Raw genomic sequence first — 3,843 nt, forward strand, 5'->3', positions numbered from 1 at the left:
TCACGAGGCTTCGACGCAGCCGGTTGCCCACCTGCGCCGCTCGTCAGCTTCCGAACCTAATCGACAACTGTTCGTGTGGTGTCTTCCTCCACTGGCTTGATACGCCTTAGCACGGCACGCCCTCAAAACCCGCTGTTATCAGGGAATTAGCAACAAAACCGAAACAGCATGGAGGTCACGCCGTGGGTGAATCCGAGCATCTCCTGACGGCCCGTTTCAACCGTTCGCTTCAAGTCGAGGCGCGCGACGAGCGGCTGAGCGGTGACGGCGGCGCGGTCCTGCTACGCGAGGCGATGGAGCGCTCTGGCATCGTGGCCGACCTCGCGGATTGGCTGGAGGATCCACGAGACCCGGACCTGATCACCTACACGCCGGCGGATCTGCTGCGCACCCGGCTGCTCCTGATGGGCCAGGGCTGGCGCCACGGTCAGGACGTCGATCGCCTGCGCCATGACCCCGCGTTCTGCGTGACCGCAACAGGACACCGCGGCGCGGAGACGCTCGACATCGCGCTGCCATCCCAGTCCACCGTCTCGCGCCTGGACGGCATCCTGGCCCGCCCGGCCAACAACCGCCGGCTGTCCGAGGCCCTGATGGCGCTGGCAAGCCGGCGGCTGAAGGCCAGCCGGAAAGGCCGTCGCAAGCGCCGCCTGGCGATCGACATCGACGGTCTGCCCATCGCGGTCGCCGGGCGCCAGCCGGGCAGCGCGTTCAACGGCCACTACAAGATGCGCATCTACGATCCCCTGATCGCCAGCGTCGGCGCGACGGGCGACATGCTGGATGCCTGTCTGCGCGCGGGCAACGCGGGCAGCGCCGACGGCGCGCTCGCCTTCATTCGCGACGTGGTCGCGCGGGCCGAGCAGCAACTCTGCCAGGTCGGCGTCATCCGGATCGACGCGGGCTTTCCGGGCGAGGAGCTGCTGAGCGGTCTGGAGAGCGACGGCACCCCCTACATCGCCCGGATGAAGCCGAACGCCGCGCTCGACCGCCTGAGTGCGCCCTACCGCAGGCGCCCGGCCGGCCGGCCACCCGAAGAGCCGCGCGAGTGGTGCCTCGATCTCAGCTATCAGGCCGGATCCTGGGCGCAGCCGCGTCGGATCATCTTGGTGGTCACCGAGCAGACGGACGGCGACCAGCCCCGGGCGTTCTACCTGGTCACCAGCATCGCCGAGGAGGCCAAGAGCGCGGAGGAGATCCTGCAGCTCTACCGCGAGCGCGGTACCGCGGAAGGGCATATGGGTGAAGTGAAGGCCTTCCTGGCGCCGGCGTTGTCCTCCAGCCCGCGGCCGAAAAGCCAGTACGCCGGCGCGCCGGTCTACCGCGCCGTTGATCCGCCGACCGAGATCGACGCGTTTGCCCGCAACGAAGCCGTGCTCAAGCTCAATCTGATCGCCTATCAGCTCCTCCACGTTGCGCGCACGGCGATGGAGGCGGCGACCGGCACGGGTGTCAGTTTGCACCGGCTCCAGCGAGCCGTCCTTACGACCAGCGCCCGGTTCGTCCGCAGCGGACGGCGCCTGAGCATGATCATCGAACGCCGGTTCGCCGACTTCTGGCAAGCGATCCTGGCCCAGCTCGATCGCTGGTCCTGGGCACCGCCCGGCGCCTGAGCCCGCCGACCAACCAAACAGCTGAGCTGGCGTCGCTAATCAGCCGGTTTACCAGCGCGTCCAGCCGGACTCGCCGAGCTTGTATGGCCCGCGCCCCTCCTCGCGTCCACGCGCCTCGGGACTCGCGTCATTCGAAAACGGCAAAACCGCGACTCGCGGCACTAGTTCTACGCCCGGATAGCGTGGAACTCAGAAGCCGGGCGATGCATTAAATGGGGTCACGACACCTTCTCCCGGGTGTTTCGGCTGTTGGACCCCGAGGCTTTCGCGCAGTGTTTCGGCCGGTTCCTAGAAGAGATGAACCAGGACAGCCGCGGGATCATGGCGATCGATGGCAAGACCCTGCGGCGGTCGTACGATGCGGCGGCCAACCGTTCGCCGCTTGAGGCGGTGACGGCGTTCTCTGCGGAGGGAGGCGTCGTCCTGGGCCATAAAGGTTACCGTTCCGGCGACGGCGATAGCGAGATCACGGCCGCTCGGGCGCTTCTGGCGTGCCTGGATCTGCGCGGGGTTCTGGTCACCGCGGATGCGATCCACTGCCAGGACGAGACGGCCCGCACGGTGCTGGAGCAGGGCGGCGACTATCTCCTGGCGCTGAAGGACAATCGCCCCGCGTTGCACAGCGAGGTGGCGAAGCTCTTCGAAGCCGCCGAAAGCCATGGGATCGAACCGCTGGTGACGACCGACAAGGGCCACGGGCGGATCGAGGTCCGGCGACACTATGTCAGCCATGATCTCAGCTGGCTCAGCGGTCCGAAAGCCGCCGCGGGTCTGCCAGAGCTACCGCCCGGACTGGGCTGCCTCGCGATGGTCGAGGCCGAGGTGACACGCAACGGCAAGACCACCATCACGCGGCGCCACTACCTCGGGTCCGCAAAGATGAGCGTCCAACGCTTCGCCGAGGCCGTGCGCGGTCATTGGCGGATCGAAAACAGCTTACATTGGGTGCTCGACGAGACCTTCGACGAGGACAGAGCCCGCAACCGGGCCGACAACGCCCCTGAGAACCTCGCCGTGTTGCGCAAGCTGGCGCTCAACTTGCTACGCAACGCGCGACGGGATCTCTCCATCAGCCTGAAACGCAAGCGGGTCGGCTGGTCCAACCAGATCGCCTACGACATCCTCGGCCAAATGCGATAGCCCTGTGCCCGTCCGGGTTACAGCTTGGCAGGGCGGTCAACGAAGGACAAAGTCAACGTCAGCGACGCCGGCGACGCGTATACCACCGACCGCAGCGGCGCCCCGAGGAAGCGAAATTGGACCGCGAGATGAAAAGCGTCCCGCTGGACCCGATATAACGGTGCGGTGGAGACAGGCCGCTCCGCTCTCGAAATGGCCGATCGCGCGTGCCCCTTGCCCGTAAGTTCCGCTGGAGTCCCTGTAATCAGATACGCGGACCCATGACGCTGTACGTCGGGCCTTTGCATTCTAACCCCCACAACGGGCGCATCAATCGTCGCGCTGGGTGCGCTCCAGACGCTCGTGGCGTTCCTGGGCCTCGATCGACAGGGTGGCGATCGGCCGCGCTTCCAGCCGGCGGATGGCGATCGGCTCGTCGGTCTCCTCGCAGTACCCGTAGGTGCCGTCTTCGATCCGCTGGAGCGCCTCGTCGATCTTGGAGATCAGCTTGCGCTCCCGGTCGCGCGTGCGCAGCTCTAGCGAGCGGTCGGTCTCGGCCGACGCGCGGTCGGCGATATCCGGCTCGGACAGCCCGCCGTCCTGAAGGTTCTCGAGCGTTTCGTGCGACTCCCGTAACAGCGAGGCCTTCCACGCCAGCAGCTTCTGGCGGAAGTACTCCCGCATCTTGTCGTTCATGAAGGGCTCATCCTCGGTGGGACGATAATCCGGCGGCAGAGTCACGGACATTATGTGAACGGGGTCCCTTCCTTGACGTCAGGGTCCGGGAATACCCGGTTCGGCGCGGGCGCAGTATATGATTTTTTACCCACGCCACAAGCCTCTTTCACACCGCCGCCTCAGCATGAGTCAGTTCTCCAGACGCCCCAAAGCGGCGGTGGTGTAAGGGAGCTGGCGATACATGTTTTCAACCGCCGGAGGCCGCGGGTGAAGAAGGATAGCCTGGAACGTAGGCAGCGGGGGGGCCGGCGATCCGGCGCCTTGGCCTCGGCGGCGAGCGGGTTGGTTTCGCGGTCCCACATGCCGGTTGAGACGGCCCAGTAGAGGGAGATCGCCAGCCCCAGGAGCAGCCGCTCGATCCGATCGGCCTTGC

At 66.4% G+C, this 3,843-nt stretch carries 3 protein-coding genes and 1 pseudogene; 2 read left to right on the forward strand and 2 right to left on the reverse strand.

Translation table 11 applies throughout. The features are described from left to right. The first annotated feature begins 182 nt into the window (after nucleotides 1-182). Nucleotides 183-1,613 (forward strand): IS1380 family transposase, encoded by a 1,431-nt coding sequence (locus CKO28_RS26970; RefSeq protein ID WP_200344486.1) that lies wholly within the window; start codon nucleotides 183-185, stop codon nucleotides 1,611-1,613. A gap of 207 nt (nucleotides 1,614-1,820) precedes the next feature. After that, nucleotides 1,821-2,753, forward strand: coding sequence for an ISAs1 family transposase (locus CKO28_RS26975; protein ID WP_338050259.1), 933 nt, complete (start codon nucleotides 1,821-1,823; stop codon nucleotides 2,751-2,753). Between the two features lie 309 nt (nucleotides 2,754-3,062). Here CKO28_RS26975 and dksA read toward each other — a convergent pair whose 3' ends face one another. Then, nucleotides 3,063-3,479, reverse strand: coding sequence for an RNA polymerase-binding protein DksA (gene dksA, locus CKO28_RS26980; RefSeq protein ID WP_200344496.1), 417 nt, complete (start codon nucleotides 3,477-3,479; stop codon nucleotides 3,063-3,065). Nucleotides 3,480-3,589: 110 nt separating this feature from the next. Continuing rightward, nucleotides 3,590-3,843 (reverse strand): annotated as a pseudogene (locus CKO28_RS28145) (hypothetical protein); the annotation flags it as partial.

This window comes from Rhodovibrio sodomensis (assembly GCF_016583645.1).
GTDB classification, from domain to species: Bacteria; Pseudomonadota; Alphaproteobacteria; order Kiloniellales; family Rhodovibrionaceae; genus Rhodovibrio; species Rhodovibrio sodomensis.

What these genes read in the sequence shown, in the direction of transcription:
- dksA (WP_200344496.1), bottom strand. Translation starts at nt 3,479, where the DNA reads ATGTCCGTGACTCTGCCGCCGGATTATCGTCCCACCGAGGATGAGCCC.